This is a genomic window from Micromonospora pisi (assembly GCF_003633685.1).
Taxonomy (GTDB): Bacteria; Actinomycetota; Actinomycetes; order Mycobacteriales; family Micromonosporaceae; genus Micromonospora_G; species Micromonospora_G pisi.
Window position 1 is genome coordinate 3048470 of sequence record NZ_RBKT01000001.1, and the last position, 17408, is coordinate 3065877.

The 17408-nt window shown below is 71.3% G+C and carries 18 protein-coding genes; 4 read left to right on the top strand and 14 right to left on the bottom strand.

Annotation, left to right across the window (positions count from 1 at the left end; genetic code table 11):
• Positions 1 to 118 precede the first annotated feature (118 nt).
• The 4 genes from BDK92_RS12560 to BDK92_RS12570 are packed head-to-tail and all read right to left on the bottom strand — an operon-like array spanning position 119 to position 3541.
• On the bottom strand, positions 119 to 895 hold the full coding sequence (locus BDK92_RS12560; protein WP_121156871.1) for a sirohydrochlorin chelatase: 777 nt from the start codon (positions 893 to 895) through the stop codon (positions 119 to 121).
• Positions 877 to 1653 carry a phosphoadenylyl-sulfate reductase gene (locus tag BDK92_RS12565; protein WP_121156872.1) on the bottom strand — a complete coding sequence of 259 codons (777 nt, stop codon included), beginning with the start codon at positions 1651 to 1653 and terminating at the stop codon, positions 877 to 879. Before BDK92_RS12565 ends, BDK92_RS12560 begins: the two co-directional genes overlap by 19 nt.
• Complete coding sequence (locus tag BDK92_RS38960) at positions 1650 to 1808, bottom strand: hypothetical protein (RefSeq protein ID WP_170208559.1); 159 nt, start codon at positions 1806 to 1808, stop codon at positions 1650 to 1652. The genes BDK92_RS12565 and BDK92_RS38960 overlap by 4 nt, the downstream gene beginning before the upstream one ends.
• Positions 1805 to 3541 (bottom strand): nitrite/sulfite reductase, encoded by a 1737-nt coding sequence (locus BDK92_RS12570; protein ID WP_121156873.1) that lies wholly within the window; start codon positions 3539 to 3541, stop codon positions 1805 to 1807. Before BDK92_RS12570 ends, BDK92_RS38960 begins: the two co-directional genes overlap by 4 nt.
• Before the next feature lie 491 nt (positions 3542 to 4032).
• Between BDK92_RS12570 and BDK92_RS12575 the strand changes: the two genes are divergently transcribed.
• Positions 4033 to 5442, top strand: coding sequence for a glycosyltransferase family 39 protein (locus BDK92_RS12575; protein ID WP_121162060.1), 1410 nt, complete (start codon positions 4033 to 4035; stop codon positions 5440 to 5442).
• 147 nt (positions 5443 to 5589) lie between these two features.
• On the opposite strand, the gene BDK92_RS12580 is transcribed toward BDK92_RS12575, so the two are convergent.
• Both BDK92_RS12580 and BDK92_RS12585 read right to left on the bottom strand, forming a co-directional pair.
• Positions 5590 to 7119, bottom strand: coding sequence for a sensor histidine kinase (locus tag BDK92_RS12580; protein WP_121156874.1), 1530 nt, complete (start codon positions 7117 to 7119; stop codon positions 5590 to 5592).
• A gap of 49 nt (positions 7120 to 7168) precedes the next feature.
• Entirely contained in the window at positions 7169 to 8203 is a 1035-nt protein-coding gene (locus BDK92_RS12585) for an SIS domain-containing protein (RefSeq protein WP_121162062.1), read from the bottom strand.
• Between the two features lie 206 nt (positions 8204 to 8409).
• Between BDK92_RS12585 and BDK92_RS12590 the strand changes: the two genes are divergently transcribed.
• Positions 8410 to 10218, top strand: a complete 1809-nt coding sequence (locus BDK92_RS12590) for a tetratricopeptide repeat protein (protein ID WP_121156875.1) — start codon at positions 8410 to 8412, stop codon at positions 10216 to 10218.
• A 104-nt stretch (positions 10219 to 10322) separates the two neighbouring features.
• Here the strand turns inward: BDK92_RS12590 and BDK92_RS12595 are convergent, their stop codons facing one another.
• A complete protein-coding gene (locus tag BDK92_RS12595; protein WP_121156876.1) occupies positions 10323 to 11921 on the bottom strand; it encodes an MDR family MFS transporter in 1599 nt (532 codons plus the stop codon).
• A gap of 119 nt (positions 11922 to 12040) precedes the next feature.
• Here BDK92_RS12595 and BDK92_RS12600 point away from each other — a divergent pair, with 119 nt between their 5' ends.
• Complete coding sequence (locus tag BDK92_RS12600) at positions 12041 to 12616, top strand: TetR/AcrR family transcriptional regulator (RefSeq protein WP_121156877.1); 576 nt, start codon at positions 12041 to 12043, stop codon at positions 12614 to 12616.
• A 42-nt stretch (positions 12617 to 12658) separates the two neighbouring features.
• Here BDK92_RS12600 and BDK92_RS12605 read toward each other — a convergent pair whose 3' ends face one another.
• Entirely contained in the window at positions 12659 to 13189 is a 531-nt protein-coding gene (locus tag BDK92_RS12605) for a GNAT family N-acetyltransferase (protein WP_121156878.1), read from the bottom strand.
• Positions 13186 to 13401: a biotin/lipoyl-binding carrier protein gene (locus BDK92_RS12610; protein WP_121156879.1), complete on the bottom strand. Its 216-nt coding sequence runs from the start codon at positions 13399 to 13401 to the stop codon at positions 13186 to 13188. Before BDK92_RS12610 ends, BDK92_RS12605 begins: the two co-directional genes overlap by 4 nt.
• Before the next feature lie 144 nt (positions 13402 to 13545).
• Between BDK92_RS12610 and BDK92_RS41140 the strand changes: the two genes are divergently transcribed.
• The gene (locus BDK92_RS41140; RefSeq protein ID WP_369814844.1) at positions 13546 to 13620 is read left to right on the top strand and encodes a 50S ribosomal protein bL37; all 75 of its coding nucleotides are present in this window, start codon (positions 13546 to 13548) and stop codon (positions 13618 to 13620) included.
• A gap of 106 nt (positions 13621 to 13726) precedes the next feature.
• Here the strand turns inward: BDK92_RS41140 and rsrA are convergent, their stop codons facing one another.
• The 5 genes from rsrA to BDK92_RS12640 form a co-directional block, all read right to left on the bottom strand.
• Positions 13727 to 14014, bottom strand: a complete 288-nt coding sequence (gene rsrA / locus BDK92_RS12620; RefSeq protein WP_121156881.1) for a mycothiol system anti-sigma-R factor — start codon at positions 14012 to 14014, stop codon at positions 13727 to 13729.
• Positions 14015 to 14018: 4 nt separating this feature from the next.
• The gene (locus BDK92_RS12625; RefSeq protein ID WP_425462227.1) at positions 14019 to 14921 is read right to left on the bottom strand and encodes a sigma-70 family RNA polymerase sigma factor; all 903 of its coding nucleotides are present in this window, start codon (positions 14919 to 14921) and stop codon (positions 14019 to 14021) included.
• Between the two features lie 286 nt (positions 14922 to 15207).
• The gene (locus tag BDK92_RS12630) at positions 15208 to 15825 is read right to left on the bottom strand and encodes an alpha/beta hydrolase family protein (protein ID WP_121156883.1); all 618 of its coding nucleotides are present in this window, start codon (positions 15823 to 15825) and stop codon (positions 15208 to 15210) included.
• Between the two features lie 42 nt (positions 15826 to 15867).
• Positions 15868 to 16266: a WhiB family transcriptional regulator gene (locus BDK92_RS12635; RefSeq protein WP_121156884.1), complete on the bottom strand. Its 399-nt coding sequence runs from the start codon at positions 16264 to 16266 to the stop codon at positions 15868 to 15870.
• A gap of 196 nt (positions 16267 to 16462) precedes the next feature.
• The gene (locus BDK92_RS12640; protein WP_121156885.1) at positions 16463 to 17257 is read right to left on the bottom strand and encodes an SOS response-associated peptidase; all 795 of its coding nucleotides are present in this window, start codon (positions 17255 to 17257) and stop codon (positions 16463 to 16465) included.
• Between the last annotated feature and the right edge of the window lie 151 nt (positions 17258 to 17408).

Genomic DNA, 17408 nt, shown 5'->3' on the forward strand with positions numbered 1-17408 from the left:
GCGCCGGGGGAGTTACTCCCCCGGCGCGTTCTGTTACATCCCGAGCGACGCAGTGCGCGCTTTGTCGACGATCAAGTGATCGCGATTCCCCGGCTTTCGGAAACGACGGCACTGACGATCAACAATGGTCGGAGTGGGTGAGGATCGCCGACTCGGCGCGGTACAGGACGAGCCGGGCAAGTTCGGGCGCGTCCGTGAGCGGAGCCGCCACCGTGACCGCCCCGGCGTCACGGGCGGAGGAGACCGCGGCGTCGTAGAGCCAACCGGGGGCGAGGAAGTAGCCCGCGACGGCCACCCGGCGGGCACCACCGGCCCGCAGGCGCCGTACCGCCGCCCCGGCGCTCGGCTGCGCGGCGGAGGCGTACGCCGCCAGGCACGGCACACCGAGCAGCTCCCCCAGCGCGTCGGCGACCGCCTCGACGGTACGGCGGGCGCTCTCGTCCCGGGTTCCGGCCGAGGCCAGGACGACACCGTCGGCCGCCCCCGCGCCCGACTCGGCCAACCGACGGCCCAACGCCGCCAACAGCAGCTCGTCCGGCGGATCGGGTACGGCCACCGGGCCGAGCACGTCGGTGACGCGTACGGCCATCTGAAGGCCCTCGGCGCGCGCGGCGGTGATCGCCCCGGGAACGTCGACCCGGCCGTGATAGGCGGCGGTGAAGAGCAACGGCACCACGGTGGCCCGCTGGTGGCCGGCCGCCGCGAGCTCGTGCAGCACCGCCCCCGGACGGGGCGTGCTGTGGTCGAGGTAGCTGGCCCGGACCAGCAGGCCCGGACGGGCCGCCCCGACCGCCCGGACCAGGGCCCGGGTCGCCACCGCCGCGCGCGGATCCCGGCTGCCGTGGGCGACCAGCACGACCGGACCCGGTCCGGCGCTCATACGTGCAGGCCGCACTCGGTCTTGTCGAACATCGCCCAGCGGCCGGCGCGCGGGTCCTCGCCGGCCTTGGTCCGCCGGGTGCACGGCCAGCAGCCGACCGAGGTGTAGCCGGACCGGAACAGCTCGTTGACCGGCACGTTCCAGCGGGAGATGTACGCGTCCACGTCGGCCTGGCTCCAGGCCGCGATCGGGTTGACCTTGACCTTGCCGCGCCGGGCGTCGAAGGTCACCACCGGGGTGTTGGCCCGGGTCGGGGACTCGTCCCGACGCAGTCCGGCGGCCCACGCGTCGTAGTCGCCGAGGGCCCGCTCCAGCGGCTCGACCTTCCGTAACGCGCAGCACTCGTCCGGGGCCTTGGCGAACAGGCGCGGACCGTACTCGCCGTCCTGCTGACCGACGGTCAGCCGGGGCCGGATCGACCGGACGGTGACCGGCAGCGTACGGGCGACCGTGTCGCGGACCCGCAGCGTCTCCGGGAAGTGCAGCCCGGTGTCGAGGAAGACCACGTCGACACCGGGGGCGACCCGGGAGACCAGGTGGGCCAGGACCGCGTCCGCCATCGAGCTGGTCACACAGAACCGGTCGCCGAAGGTTTCCACCGCCCAGCGGGCGATCTCGTCCGCCGGCGCACCCTCCAGGGCCCGGCCGGCCTCGTCGGCCAGTGCCTTCAACTCGGCGGCGGACCGACGGGCCGGCCCGTCGGGGGTGGACGCCGGTGTCGGTACGGGGCCGAGGGTGACCAGCCCGAGGTTGGTTGCCGAGAGCATGTTCATCGCGCCACCGCCCGTCCCAGTAGTCCGCTGAACTTGACCGTGAACACCCGCGCACAGGCGTGGCACTCCCAGGCGCCGTGCGACTCCTCGTGCGGCCGAAGGTCCTCCTCGCCGCAGTAGGGGCAGTACATCGGTGCCGCGCGGGTCTCGCTCATCTCAGCTCCTCCTCGTCGGCCCGGAGCACCCACTGGGCGAACGCCTCGCCCTCCTGGCGCCCGGCCAGGTAGCGGCGGGCCACTCGTTCGACGTACTCCGGAAGTTCCTCGGCCGTGGTCTTGAGGCCGCGCAACTTGCGGCCGAACCCGGCGGTCTGCCCCTGGGCCATGCCGAGGCCGCCGCCGAGGTGCACCTGGAAGCCCTCGACCTGACGGCCGTCCGGCCCGACCACGATCTGCCCCTTGAGCCCGATGTCGGCGGTCTGGGTGCGGGCGCAGGCGTTCGGGCAACCGTTGATGTGGATGGACAGGTCGGCGTCGAAATCGCGCAGCCGCTCCTCCAGCCGGGCGACCAGTTCCTCGCCCCGGGCCTTGGTCTCGACGATGGCGAGCTTGCAGAACTCGATGCCGGTGCAGGCCATCGTGCTGCGCCGCCAGACCGAGGGGCGGGCCTCCAGACCGATCCCGCGCAGGGCCGTGACCAGCGATTCGGTCCGTTCCTCCGCGATGTCGAGAACAAGCAACTTCTGGTACGGGGTGAGCCGTACCCGGTCGCTGCCGTGCGCGGCGACGACGTCGGCCAGGGCGGTGAGCTGGGTGCCGGAGACCCGCCCGACCACCGGGGCGGCGCCGACGTAGAAGCGCCCGTCGCGCTGCGGCTGCACGCCGATGTGGTCGATCGGCTTCTCCGGCAGGTCGGGCGCCGGACCGTCGAGCAGCGTACGGCCGAGGTATTCCTTCTCCAGCACCTCGCGGAACTTCTCCACGCCCCAGTCGGCGACCAGGAACTTCAGCCGGGCACGGTGCCGTAGCCGCCGGTAGCCGTAGTCCCGGAAGATCGAGACCACGCCCTCCCAGACGTCCGGTACCTCGGCCAGCGGCACCCAGACGCCGAGACGCTGGGCCAGCATCGGGTTGGTGCTCAGGCCGCCGCCGACCCAGAGGTCGAAGCCGGGGCCGTGCTCCGGGTGGTCGACGCCGAGGAACGCGATGTCGTTGACCTCGTACGGGGTGTCCGCCAGCCAGGAGATCGACGACTTGAACTTGCGTGGCAGGTTCGAGTAGGCCGGATCGCCGACGTAGCGGGCGACGATCTCGTCGATCGCCGGGGTCGGGTCGATCCGCTCGGTTTCGGCGACCCCGGCGACCGGGCTGCCGAGCACGATCCGGGGGCAGTCGCCACATGCCTCGGTGGTCTCCAGGCCGACCGCCTCGAGCCGGCGCCAGATCTCCGGCACGTCCTCGACCCGGATCCAGTGCAGCTGGATGTTCTGTCGGTCGGTGATGTCGGCGGTGTCGCGGGCGTACCTGGTCGAGATGTCGGCGATGGTGCGCAACTGCTCCAGGCTGAGCTGTCCGCCGTCGATCCGGACCCGGAGCATGAAGTGCTCGTCCTCGAGCTCGTGCGGTTCGAGGACGGCGGTACGGCCACCGTCGATCCCGGCCTTGCGCTGGGTGTAGAGCCCCCACCAGCGGAACCGGCCGCGCAGGTCGGCGGGGTCGATCGAGGCGAAGCCCCGGTGCGCGTAGATGTTCTCGATCCGGGCCCGTACGTTGAGCGGATTGTCGTCCTTCTTCGTCCGCTCGTTCGGGTTGAGCGGCTCGCGGTGTCCGAGCGCCCACTGGCCCTCGCCACGGGGTCGGCGCGGTGCGCGTGCCGGCCGGGTCGCGGCGGCTGCGGCAATCGGGGTGTCGGCGGTTTCGGGTAGCGCCGAGGTACTGCTGACCGCCATCGCGGCGTCCTCCGTTGTCTGCTGAGACGAGTTGCTCGGCGTACGCGAGAGCGACGGCACCCCGGTCAGCGGGGCTGAGACAACGGTGTCAGCAGGGCCGGCGCAGAGCGCACCCGAGACAGAAGTGGTCCAGGGGGCGTCAGTGAGCCGGACAGATCGCGCTACGCACGCGGCCGTAGTCGACGTGACGGCGGCAGGTCAGCCCCAGCGTCACGACGCGGCCTCGAACGGCGGTCATAGTGGTCATGCTGCCACACTCCGAGGTCCCCGGACTACCGCTCGCGCCGCGCATCCCGGATCCCGGACCACGCTGTGGCCGGATTCACGTTAATATGCCCAATATTCGGGCTAATTGCGCAAACCGAACTTTTGTCTCGTGACGTCATGAGGCGGGGACAGTGGACGGTCACCACGGGACAGGGCCCGATCGATCCGGAACGGGGCCGCGAGCGGCGGCGGACGGCGACCCGCAACCCGACCTCCCCCGCTGGCTGGACCGAACCCGCTGGCTCTGGCCCGCGCTGCTCACCCTGGCGATCGTCCTGGTCCAGATCGACCGGGCACCGCTCTGGCGCGACGAACTCGCCACCTGGAGCGCCGCCTCCCGCCCCACCGGCGACCTGCTCCGACTCGCCGCCAACATCGACGGCGTCGCGGTCGCGTACTACCTGCTGATCCACGGCTGGATCGAACTCTTCGGCGACTCCGTACCGTCCCTGCGACTACCGGCCGCACTCAGCCTGGCCGGGGCCGCGGCACTGGTCGCCGTACTCGGCGGACGGCTCTTCGGCGGACGGGTCGGGCTGGTCGCCGGGCTGCTCTTCGCGGTCCTGCCGAGCACCTCCCGGTACGGCCAGGAAGCCCGACCGTACGCCCTCGCCACGCTCTTCGCGGTGCTCGCCACCCTGCTGCTGTTCCGGGCGCTGGACCGACCAGGCTGGTGGCGCTGGGCCGGCTACGCCGCCGCACTGGTCGGGCTGGGCCTGTCCCACCTGCTCGCGACGAGCCTGGTCCTCGGGCACGCGGTAGCGGTCGGACTCGCCTGGCACCGGCAGACCGACCGCCGGTACGCGCGCTGGCCGCTCGCCCTCGTACCGGCGATCCTGGTCCTGGCGCCACTGGCCTGGCTCGGCCGCGACCAGCAGGCCCGCCAACTCGCCTGGGTACGGCCACCGACCCTGACCGACCTGCCCGACCTCCCCGGCGACCTGCTGCAGAGCGGTGCCGTCGGCGGCCTGCTGGTCGGGCTGGCCGCCGTCGGCCTGCTCACCCGGGGACGGCGAGGCGTCGCGCTCGGCGCGTGCGTCCTGCTCCCGGCCGCGCTGCTGTACGTCGGCGGCCTGCTCACCCCGCTCTGGGTACCGCGCTACCTGCTCTTCACGGTGCCGTTCGGCTGCCTGCTCGCCGCCGGTACGCTCGCCCCGCTCCGGCTACGCCGGGCCCTGCCGATCGTGGCGCTCGCCGGGCTGCTCGGCGCACCGGCCCAGGCCAGCCTCCGGCGTACGCACGAGACCCCACGTTCGGCGCCGATCGACTACCCGGCCGCCACCCGGATCATCGGTGCCGGCCAGCGACCGGGCGACGGGATCGTCTATTCGCCCAGGGACATGCCCGGCTTCCTCGACGTCGCCGTCGCGTACTACCTGCCCGACCGGCGCCCCCGGGACGTACTGCTGGTCGAGGGCCCGGTCGCCACCGCCACCCTGGAGGCCACCGAGTGCCCGCTGCCGGCCCAGTGCCTGGCCGGTGTCGACCGGGTGTGGCTGCTGACCCGCGGCGTTCACCCGACCGACCCGCTGACCGGGGTCACGCGGCCCAAGGCGACCGCACTCCGCGACAACTTCCGGGTCGAGCGGACCTGGACCGTCCCCGGCCTCACCATCGCCCTCCTAACCCGCTAGCCCACCCCCGCCCCTCCCCCGCCCGCCCCGCCGATCTAGGGCAAGTCCGCGCTTGATGATCTCTCCCCGCAGCGATTTGCCCTAGATCACGGAAGATGGCGGGGGGGGCGGGGGGGTGGGAAGGGGAAGGGGAAGGCGGGGTGGGGGTTAGCGTTTGTGGAGGGGGACGACCAGGATGGCTTCGGTGCCGCCCTCGGCCCGGTTACGCAACTCGATGGTGCCGGCGAGTTCACCGGTGGCGAGGGCCCGGACGATCTGGAGGCCGAGCCGGCCACCGCTGGCCGCGTCGAACTCGGCCGGCAGGCCCTGGCCGTTGTCGGCGACGGTCACATGCAACTGCTTACGGAACCGGTGCGCCGAGACCACCACCTCGGCCGTACTCTCCTCGTCGGTCTTCTCGGCAGGTTCCTCACCGGGCGGCGGGAAACCGTGCTCGACCGCGTTGAGCAGGAGTTCGTTGAGGACCATCACCAGCGAGGTGGCGATCTCCGCCGGCAGTACGCCGAACGTCCCCTCGCGCCGCATCCGTACCGCCACCTCGGTCGCGGCCACCTCGGTAGCGGCGGAGGCGACCCGGTCGACGATCCCGTCGAACTCCACCGCCTCGTCGCTGGACATGGCGAGGGTCTCGTGCACGAGCGCGATCGAGGCGACCCGCCGTACCGACTCCTCCAGCGCCGCCTTCGCGGCCGGGATGTCCACCCGGCGGGCCTGGAGCCGCAGCAGGGCGGCGACCGTCTGGAGGTTGTTCTTCACCCGGTGGTGGATCTCCCGAATGGTGGCGTCCTTGGTGATCAGGGCGCGGTCCCGGCGTCGTACCTCGGTCATGTCACGGACCAGGACCAGCGCGCCGATCGGCACCCCGGCGGGCATCAACGGCAACGCCCGGGTCAGTACGGTCGCCCCACGGGCCTCGATCTCCCGGCGGGCCGGCGCCTCGCCGCGCAGCGCCGCCAGCACCCGGTTGCCCGCCTCGGTGCCGTCCAGCGGGTCGGCCGCCAGCCGGGTGTTGAGCGCGGCCAGGTCCTCGCCGACCAGGTGCGAGGCGAACCCCAGCCGCCGGTACGCCGACTGGGCGTTCGGACTGGCGTAGGTGACCTTGCCGCTGGCGTCGAGCCGGACCAGTCCGTCCCCGACCCGGGGCGCCGAGGTCGTCTCGCCCGGATGCCGGGGCGGCGGGAAGGTCCCGTCGGAGAGCATCTGGGCCAGGTCGTCGGCGGTGGTCAGGTAGTTCAGTTCCAGCTGGCTCGGGGTGCGTGCGGTGGAGAGGTTGGTGTCCCGCCCCACCACGGCAATCACCTCGCCCGACTCACCGTCGGCGGCCCGCAGCCGGACCGGGATCGCCTCGTGCCGGGCCGGGGTGTCGCCGTACCAGACCGGGTCGCCCTCCCGCCAGATCCGGCCCTGGGTGTACGCGATCGTCAGGTGCGCCACCTCCGGCCCGCCGACGATCCGCCCCACCTGGTCGTCCTGGTACGCGGTGGGGGCGGTCGTCGGGCGCACCTGCGCCACGCAGAGAAATACGGTGTCGTCGCCCTCCACCGGGACCCAGAGCAGCAGGTCGGCGAAGGAGAGGTCGGAGAGAAGCTGCCAGTCACCGGCGACCCGGTGCAGATGGTCGATGTCGGCCGGACGGAGCCGGGTGTGTTCCTCGGCGAGGTCGCGCAGCGTGGACATCAGGCAAGCGTGCCACGTCCACCCCGCCCCGTCGGCGGCACGGCCGTGGTCAGAGCGTCGAGGTCACCTTGTGCAGACCGCGCGGCGCGTCCGGGTCCTCGCCCCGGGCCAGTGCGAGCGCGAGCGCGAGCTGCTGCAACGGCAGGATGTCCAGCAGTGGGGCGTACCGCTCGTCGACCTGGGGAACGGCGAGCCGGGCGGTGGCACCGGGTACGTCGGACGGCCCCACCGCGACCACGTCCGCACCGCGTTCACCGACCCGGGCCAGTACGTCCCGCATCGCCGCCCCGCCCGGACCCGCGCCGACGACGGCGAGCACCGGTACGTCAGGGTCGGTCATGGCGAGCGGCCCGTGCAGCAGGTCCGCGCCGGAGAAGGCGAGTGACGGCAGGTACGAGGTCTCCATCAGCTTCAGCGCCGCCTCCCGGGCGGTGGGGTAGGCGTAGCCCCGGCCGGTGGTGACCACCCGGGCGGCGAACCGGTAGCGGGTGGCGAGTTGGCGCGCGGTCGGGTCGGCGAGCGTACGCTCGGCGAGTTCCGGCAGGGCGGCGAGGGCTTTCCGCTCCTCCTCGGGGAGGACGCCGTTGCCTGCGCGCACCCCTTCGATCAGCATCAGCAGGGTGAAGAGTTCGGCGGTGTACGTCTTGGTGGCCGCGACCGCCCGCTCGTGCCCGGCGACGATGTCGATCGCGAGTTCGGCCACCCCGGTCAGCGGTGAGTCCGGGGCGTTCGTCACGGCCAGGGTCAGCGCGCCGGAGGCGCGGGCCTGGCGGAGCACCTCGGCCAGGTCGGAGGAGCCGCCGCTCTGGCTGACTCCGATGACCAGCGCACTGGAGAGGTCGGGGCGGGCGCCGAAGACGGTGACCGCGCTCGGCGAGGCGAGGCCGGCGGGGAGCCCGAGCCGGATCTCGGTGAGGTACGCGGCGTAGAGCGCGGCGTGGTCGGAGGTGCCGCGCGCGGTGAAGACGACGTGACGGGGGCGGCGCTCGGCGATCACGGCGGCGATCCGGGCGATCGCCTCGGCGTTCGCGGGTTCGAGCAACCGGGCGAAACCCGCCGGCTGCTCGTTGATGTCGGCCGCCATGCCGGCTCCCGGATGTGCCACGAAGACCTCCCAGTCCTGCGCGATCGCCGCGCGTTTCATGCTCAGTCTTGCATTATCGAAGCTTTTCAAGCAATAAACCGAGCAGAATCGAGCAGACAATCACCGCCGATCCCGATCATGCTCTAGGCTGCCCAACCCAAGGGGGAACGAACGCACGACGAGAGGTCGACACGGTGTCCGAGGGAATGGACGACCCGCGGCTGTCGGCCGAGGGCGAGTTGGCACTGGCCCGACTGGCTCTCGACGAAGGCGACCTACGGCACGCGGCCGGCCATCTCGCCGGCGCGATCGCGTACGCGCCGACCATGCCCGAGGTGCACGAGGTGCTGGCCCGGCTCGCCGTCCGCGCCGATGGCGCACTGGACCTCTTCCCCCTCGACCATCACCCGTTCATCGGCTCCGTGGTGGCCCGCGCCCACCTGCTCGCGGCCAGCGGCCACCCGGACGAGGGGCTGGACCTGCTCGCCGCGGCCACCGCCCACGCACCGGGCGCGGACTGGGCCGGGGTTCCCTGGGTCACCACCCCCGAGCTGCCCGGACAGCTCGATCCGGAACAGATCTCCCGGTTGCTGATGCAGATCTGCGCCGCCGTCGCCGACCCGGTCGACTCCGACGAACGCGGGCCGCTGCTGCCGTACCTCACGCTGGCCCGGCACGCGCTCACCACGTACCCGGACGACGGCCAGCTGCTCGGCGCCGCGTCCGCGCTGGCCCGCCGGGTCGGCGAGGTCGAACAGGCGGTCCGCTGGGCCGACGCCGGGGCGCGGATCAGGCCGTCGAAGCTGGCCGAGGTCTGGCTCGGTTACGCCTACCGCAGCGCCGGCCGCACCGCCGAGGCGCTCGCCGCGCTGAACCGGGCCGTCGAGCACGACCCCGACGACCTCTCCGTGTACGCGGACATCGCCGGCACCCTCGCCGACCACGGCCGGCTGAACGAGGCACTGGGCTGGATCGACCGGGCCCTGGCCCGGGACGCCTCGTTCGACTGCGCGGTGCACACCGGGCACCGCCTGCGCTACCAGCGCGACGGCCGGCTGGACCATCTGGTCGCGCTCGCCGACTTCCGCCGTGACCACCCGGACGACACGCACGAGCACAGCGACCTCACCGAGTGCTGCCAGGGCCGGCCCTGGCTGGGGCAGATCCCGGCGGCCGGCGAGGCGGTCACCAACGTGCTGCGGCAGGTGCTGGCCGACGAGGGGCCGGTCAGCGGTGGGCAGCTACGCCTGAGCGGACTGGAACCGCCGAGCGCGATGCGGGCGGTGGCGGCGGCCGTACCCGGGCTCGCCGTCGAGGTGGCCGAGGTCGCGGCACCGGACATCCGGGAGCCGCGCCGGTCGTCGGCCCGGCGGCTCTGGAGCTACCAGGGCACGATCGCGGTACCGGCGGTGCCGGCTCCCTCCACGACCGCGGTCGACCGGATCCGCCAACTCGCCCACCCCGCCTGGCCCAACCCACCGGCCGCGTACGACGCCGCTGTCGGCCTGGCCACGCTGGAGGTCGACGATCTCCTGGGCCTGCTGGTGCACCCGCCCGAGCCGCCGGCCACCCCGCTGGGTCGGACGCTCGCCGAGCACGACCCGACGCTCTGGGTGCGGTGTGTGCAGGTCTGGGCCTGCCTGGGACTGCTGCACCACCGCACCGACGAACCGTGGGCCGATTCCACCCGGCGCCGGGTCCTGGTGGACCTGGTCTGGGGAGTGGAGGACTGGGTGACCGAGGCGGCGCTCTGCGCACTCGTCACCGCGGCCTGGGTCGATCCGGCGGTCCGGGCCGACGTGGCCGCGATCGCCGCCGAACGGCTCGCCGACAGCGTGGCGGTGGCCCGTCAGCGCCCGGTCTCGATCGCCCGCTCGCTGGCCCAACTGGTGCTCGCCACGCCGTCGGTCGACCCGGACACCCTCGCCACCGCGCGCGAGATCATCGCCGCGGAGGTGCCGACCCCCCGTCCCGGTGGCTGGCTGGGCCGGCTCTGGCGGCACCTGCGCCGCTGATCCCGGCTCCGCCACTGCCCGCCCGCCCTGCGCCCATGGAAAACCCGCCGGCCCCGGCCTGTGGGTGACAGGCGCGGGGCCGGCGGGCGTGTTACCGCCGGGGCTCAGTGCACCGGGGCGTTGGCCAGAGCGGTCTCGGCCTGTTCCTCCGCGGTCTCACCCGTCGGGTCGTTCGTGCCGCGCAGCGGGATCTCCTTGATGAACCAGGCGAGCACCGCGACGGCGGCGGCGAAGAAGACCGCCCAGCCGAAGACACCGGAGATCGAGTCGGCGAGGCCGCCGAGCACCGCGTCGCGTACGTTGCCCGGCAGTTCGCCCAGCTTGGCCGGGTCGATCCCGCCACCACCACCGCTGCTGAGCTGGTCAGCGGCCTGGGCGCCGAGCTTGCTGGAGAGGCTGTCGTGCAGCCGGTCGGCGAAGATCGCGCCGAAGAGCGAGATACCGAACGAACCACCGATCGACCGGAAGAAGGTGGCCGCGCCGCTCGCCGCGCCGAGGTCCTTCTGTTCCACGCTGTTCTGGGCGATCAGCATCGAGGTCTGCATCAGGAAGCCCATGCCGACGCCGAGGACGACCATGTAGAGCGAGAGCACGGTCTTGCTGGTGTGCACGTCGATCATCATCAGCAGGGCCATGCCGGCGGTCATCGCGACACCGCCGATGATCGGGAAGATCCGGTACTTGCCGGTCTTGGTGATCGCCCGACCAGCGATGATCGAGACAATCAGCATGCCGAACATCAGCGGCAGCAGCAGCAGGCCGCTGTTGGTCGCCGAGGCGCCCTGCACGGTCTGCTGGAACAGCGGCAGGAAGTTCATCGCGCCGAACATGGCGAAGCCGAGCAGGAACCCGATCACCGAGACGACCGCGAAGTTGCGGTTGGCGAAGAGGTTCAGCGGCAGGATCGGCTCGGCCACCCGTCGCTCCACCAGACCGAACGCGACCAGGCTCACCACGGCCAGCACGGTCAGGCCGAGGATCTGTGCCGAACCCCAGGCGTACTCGTTGCCACCCCAGGTGGTGATCAGCACGATCGCGGTGATGCCGATCGAGAGCAGCGCCGCGCCGAGCCAGTCGATCCGGTGCTCGGTGCGGTACTTCGGCAGGTGCATCCGGGTGATCAGCAGCAGCAGCGCGACGCCACCCAGCGGCAGGTTGACGTAGAACGCCCAGCGCCAGGAAAGGTTGTCCGTGATGAAGCCACCGACCAGCGGCCCGGCGACCATGGCGATGGCCATGATCCCGGCCATCATGCCCTGGTAGCGCCCGCGCTCCCGGGGCGGCACCAGGTCACCGATGATGGCCATCACGCCCACCATCAGGCCGCCGGCACCGAGGCCCTGTACGGCCCGGAACACGATCAGCTGGATCATGCCGTCCTTGGTGCCGCCGAACATCGGCGAACCGGCCATGCCGCAGAGCGCGGAGCCGATCAGGAAGATCACGATCGAGGTGATGAAGATGGTCTTGCGTCCGTACAGGTCGCCGAGCTTTCCCCAGATCGGCGTCGACACGGTGGTGCCCAACACGTAGGCCGTGACGACCCAGGTGAAGTGGTTCAATCCGCCGAACTCGCCCACGATCCGGGGCAGTGCGGTGCTGACGATCATGTTGTCGAGCATCGCGAGCATCATCGCGATCATGAGGCCGGCCAGTACGACCCGAATGTTCGGTCGTACCACCGCCTGCTCGGTCTGGGTCATCGGTAAGCTCCCCCTGAGCTGCAACCTACTTACTTGCCGACCGGCTAGGGCCCTTACTAGCCGTACGGTAAGCTGGCGCGCGGAAGCAGTCAAGCCGAATTCGATAGTTGGGGGGTCAGGTGTCCGAGAACACAGGAAACACCAGGACCCGCATCCAGACCGTCGCGCTCGAACTCTTCACCGAGCAGGGCTACGAGAAGACCTCGCTCCGCGAGATCGCCGAGCGGCTGGGCGTGACCAAGGCCGCGCTCTACTACCACTTCAAGAGCAAGGACGACATCGTCCAGAGCTTCGTGGAGGATCGCCTCGACCGGCTTGACGCCCTGGTCAAACACGGTCAGGAGCCGACCGGGGATTTCCCCGGCCGCCGCCGCGCACTGCTCAGCCGCTACGCCGACGAGTTCTTCGGCAGCACCGGGCACTCGGTGATGCGGTTCTTCGACCAGAACCAGACCGTGCTCAAGAGCCTGCCCGCCGGGCAGATGATGCGCGAACGGATGCTCCAGCTCGCCGCGGTCCTGGCCGCACCGGAGGACTCGCCGGGTGCGCGCCTGCGCGCCACGCTCGCCCTCTTCGCCGTACACAGCAGCTGGTTCGCGCTCCGCGACCCCGACATCACGAACGAGGAGCGGCGCGAACTGGCGCTGGAGATCGCGTACGAGATGCTCGACCGGATCGGGGCGACCAACTCCTGAGCCGCACCGCCCCGCGGCGAACACCGCCGGGCGTCGCGGAGGCTAGGAGGCGGCCGGCACCACGCTCGGCGCCGTGACGAGGTCCAAACGCAGCGCCAGCAACCGGATGCCGGGCCCGGGGCTCCAGTCCCGCTCGGGAGTACGGACGAAGCCCAGTCGGGCATAGAGCCGCTGGGCGTTCTCCACGAAATCCCGTACGCAGATCGCCACCGCGCCCAGCCCCAACTCGGCGGCGCGGTCCACGCAGGCACGGGCCAGCGCCTCGCCGACACCCCGGCCCTGGGCCGTCGGGTCGACCGCGAGCATCCGGAACTCGGCCTCGCCGTCCCGGGAGATCTCGGCGAACCGGGTCCCCGGCAGGACGAACACCACCGACCCGACCACGTCCCCGGTCGCCGGGTCGACCGCGACCAGCAGCTCACCCGCGCTCGCCCGCCCGGCGACGTCCTTCAACGTGTCGGCGTAACCACCTGCCGAGTGGAGCTGACCACCGGCCTCGTACGCCGCCACGGTCAGTCGGGCGATCGCCGGGAACTCAGCCGGGACCGCCGGTCGGACGAGCGGACCACTCATTCGATGACCGCGATCAGGTCACCGTCCTGCACCACGTCACCCTCGTTGACCGCGAGCTGCCGGACCACGCCGTCAGACTCCGCGATCACCGGGATCTCCATCTTCATGGATTCGAGAATCACCAGCGTGTCGCCCTCGGAAACGGTGTCGCCAGCGTTGGCGACGACCTTCCAGACGTTCGCCACCATCTCGGCGCGAATCTCCTCGGCCATGGTGGTGCCCTCCCTCGTCGACGCGGTGTTGCATGCGAACGGTATCCAATCATGAGCCGGCCCGCGCCGGGACCACGGCGGGGCGGACTAACATCATCGGGTCAACTCCCGGTCCCGGGAGAACCTGTCCGACGGGAGGCCAGCATGGCGAAGAAGTCTCGCAAGAAGAAGGCTCGCAAGAAGAGCGCCGCCAACCACGGCAAGCGCCCCAACTCCTGACCGAGGCTCCACTCCGCCAGCCGGCGGAGGATGCTCGGCGGTCCCGCTGCGGGCCCTGGACCAGGGCCCGCGCGGGACACAGGCATGCCCCAGCGGGGCGCACCGGTCAGTCGGGAAGGTACTCCCGGGACTGCTCGGTCTCGAAGACGATTTCGGTGAGCCGAAGCCGGAGCCGCTCACGCAACTCCGTCGGCGCGGTCTCGTTGCCGCAGCAACGGGCGACCAGCGCCTTCACCTCCTGCTCGATGCCGTACTCGCGCAGGCATCCGGTGCAGTCGTCCAGATGTTCACGGATCAGGTTCCGTCGCTCGTCGGCGCATTCCAGGTCGAGGTAGAGATACACCTCGGCGAGCACCTCACGGCAATCGGTCTCGTGCGGTTCACCGCAACTCACGGTCCTACACCTCCCGGCCGGCTGCGGCGGAGTCCTTGGACGTCGTAGCCGCATGGAAACCCCGGTCCGCGGCGTAACGCTCAAGCAGCTTGCGCAGATTACGCCGACCCCGGTGCAGCCGGGACATTACCGTACCGATGGGCGTTCCCATGATGTCCGCGACCTCCTTGTAGGAGAAGCCCTCGACATCAGCGAGATATACGGCCAGCCGGAATTCCTCGGGCAACTGCTGTAGCGCCTGCTTGACGTCGCTGTCCGGCAACCGGTCCAGCGCCTCGGTCTCGGCCGACCGCAGGCCGCTCGACGTGTGCGACTCCGCCTCGGCGAGTTGCCAGTCGGTGATCTCCTCGGTCGGCGCCTGGATCGGCTGACGCTGCCGGCGCCGGTACGAGTTGATGTACGTATTGGTCAGAATGCGGTAGAGCCAGGCCTTGAGGTTGGTTCCCTCTTCGAACTGGTGAAATGCCGCGTATGCCTTCAAATAGGTCTCTTGGACCAGATCCTCTGCGTCGGCCGGATTACGGGTCATCCGCAGACCGGCCGCGTAGAGCTGATCGACGAAGGGCAACGCGTCCCGCTCGAAGCGCGCCCGACGTTCGTCCGTAGCCTTGTCCGGTCGTGTCAACCGCACGTCCCCCCGCCTCGGTCGCCCATCCCGGGATCGGCCGGAGACGGACGGCCGGGACGGGCTCAGGACCAGTTCAGAAGACGCCAACGACGCCACCGAACGAGTCGACTTTCCCGCCGAGGATACGCGGAAAGCTCCGTCCGCAGATCGGGTTCCGGCCGTGCCGGTGCTCACCGGGCGCAGTTCGCGTGCCACCCGCCCCGCTCCTGGGCCACGCACCTGCCGATGCGGCCCGGTGTCGTGCTCGGCGCGCGCCGGATTCCGTGTTTCGGTCGGCACAGGTCAACCCCCTCGCCTGAGTAGCTTCCGGGAGTTGTAACGCTCGACGACCACTGGGGCATTCCGGTGATCCTGGCCCCATCCCTGGTCCCGGCCGGCAACCCTTGGCTGGGGCGGCCACGGCAGGGACCAGGAAGGGCCTGGGAGGATGACGCCGGTCGGCGAATTCCACGAACTGGTGCGGTCCCTCGATCGGCCGGCGTCATGAGTTGCAACGATCTCCCCGGGCCAGGGAAACGGCGCGCCGTCCGGTCAGCGGACGGTCAGAATGAGGTCAGGCTGCCCGTCAACGGGCCCAGCCCCGACCACGTAGCCAGGCGAGCGCGAGCGATGCGGTGCCCGCCGGATCCCTCCGCAGGTCGTGCCCCTCAGCGGGCCGGACGACCACCTCCACGCCGGCACCCGCCGGCGGCACACCGAACGGATCCCGGTCACCGTTGAGCACCAGGGTCGGCACCCCGGTCGACAACTCGGCCGCCCGGGAACGCTCGGGTCGTCCGGGCGGATGCAGCGGGAAGGCGAGCGCCACGATTCCGGCGGCACCGACCGCCACCGCACCTCGACAGGCCACCCGGGCGCCGCTGGAGCGCCCACCGACAACCAGCGGCACCTCCGGAAGCTGTTCGGTGAGCGTCGCGACGACCGCCGCCCAGCACTCGTCGAGCTGCCCGGCCGGTGCCGGTGCCCGTCGCCCGGCCACCCGGTACGGCTGGGTGATCCGGGCGACGGCAACACCAGAGGCGACCGCCTGGTCGCGTAGGGCGATCAGGTCCGGCGCGTCGACCCCACCACCGGCACCGTGTCCCAGCACTAGGAGACCGACCGGTAGGCCGGTGCCGGGCGGGTCCAGGTCGACCCGCGCGGGTCCTCTGGGGGTGTCGACGAGCTTGTCACCACGGAACATCCGGCCATTCTGCTCCCGCCGGCACCGCGCCCGATGGCCAGCTCAGCGACTCAGCGGCACCAGCGTCAACAGACGGTCCCGTACCGGCGGACCGTTCTCGTCCACCATCGCGTCCGGATCACGCTGCACCTGGCCCCGCCAGGCCACCAGCATGGCCCGACGCTCCCGGGGCGTGGTGCCGCCCCAGACGCCGTGGCAGTCGCCCACCTCCAGTGCCCAGGCCAGACACGCGCCCTGCACATCGCAGGTACGACAAAGTGCCACCGCCGCGTCAGCCGGTTCACTCGGTGCCGGAAAGAAGGTCTCCGGATCCACGCTCTGGCAGACGCCTCTGGTCCGCCAGGCATCATCAAGCTGCCGCTCCGCTACCGCCCGCAACAATCGCGGGTCTCGTCGTGCCGCGGCAACCTCGTGCGGGCGTGGCATGCGCGCCCGTGTCATCCACCCACCTCCCCCGTGGGACCGGCATGATCGGTGGGCCTCACCCGCCCGGTGCGAATCCGTACCCACTGCCGGCGCTGTGTTCTATCGCACTATTGCGGGCGGAGACAAGGGGTTGTGGAGAACCTGCGCGAAGTCCAGGGCGACGATTCACCCCTAACTCTGGCAAATCAGCTCGCGCCAATGGGGTCGACGCTCAGAAAAGCGTAAATTCGTCGGCCGTCGCGGGTCCCGTACGCAATGGCGGCGCGCTCACCCGGGCAACGAGATCGGGGCCGTCGTTACGTACGTCGCCGACCCCCCGTCCGACCGGACGGATCTCGATTCCGGCGAGCAGTTCGGGCGTCGGGGGCGCGAGCAGGTGGGCCGGCGAGTCCCCGCCGTCGAGCCAGTCACCCCAACGCTCCTGCTCCAGCAGCAACGGCATCCGATCATGCACGTCGGCCAGGTCGCCAATGGCCGAGGTGGTGATCACACTGCAACTCGTCAGCGGCCCGTCCGGGCCCTTCCAGACCGACCAGAGGCCGGCGAAGGCGAGTACGCCACCATCGGCCCGGGTCATGAAATAGGGCTGCTTGCCGCCGTCCCGGCGGACCCACTCGTACCAGCCGTCGGCCGGCACCAGGCAGCGGCGCCGGGCGAAAGACCGGGCGTACGCGTTGGTGGTGGCCACCGTCTCGGCCCGCGCGTTGATCATCCGCGCACCGCTCCGGGCGTCCTTCGCCCAGGCCGGCACCAGACCCCAGCGGGCGAGCGAGAGCACGCGCCGGGCACCGTCGTCGGTCGCCCCGTTCCGGTCCGGCGCGCCGGCCACGGCCTCGTCGCCAGGAGAACCGGACCCCCGGTGACCGGCGCCGATCCGGACGATCGGCACCGGATCGGTCGGCGCCACGTTGTAATCAGCGGCGAGCCGACCGCCCGTTTCGTCGTACGACTCGAAAAGCTGACTCAGATCCGCGGCGCTGCGGGTTGTCGCGTACCTCCCACACATGACACCCACGCTAGCCCGTCCGACGGAGACCAGCCGCCCCGCGAGATCGTCCCGTCGCACTACGAAGATCAATCGGCGGGCCGGCCCGAGTTGACCGAGAACGACCCGTCCCGGCAGGCGAGAGCGCCCGGACCGCCGAGCCCGGGAGCCG